The organism is Pseudoalteromonas sp. CR1, from assembly GCF_019392235.1.
Lineage (GTDB): Bacteria > Pseudomonadota > Gammaproteobacteria > Enterobacterales > Alteromonadaceae > Pseudoalteromonas.
Genome location: NZ_JAHXRM010000260.1, coordinates 1 through 270, shown reverse-complemented (window position 1 = coordinate 270; position 270 = coordinate 1). Strand labels below are relative to the sequence as shown.

General features: G+C 53.0%; 1 protein-coding gene. It reads left to right on the top strand.

The features are described 5' to 3' along the window. Nucleotides 1-270 (top strand): transposase (locus KZZ04_RS19345; protein ID WP_219423891.1); only part of this gene is annotated, 270 nt, incomplete at both ends.

Here is a 270-nt window from a genome sequence, read left to right as displayed (position 1 = left end):
AGTGGATTGCACCTGGAGCATGTACCAACGGGTGGTCAGCGCCTACAACGAGCCGGATCGAAAACGTGGTAAAAAACTCATGGAAGAGGTCATAAATATCATTACAGCCAGCGACTTGCCCAAAGCGCTCATCGAGGTGAAAGGCTTGGGGGAAACGCTGAAAAAATACGCTGAGAGCATCCTTGCCTACTTCGACCGGCCAGGAACCAGCAACGGTCCAACAGAAGCTATCAACGGGCGACTTGAGCACTTACGAGGTACCGCCTTGGG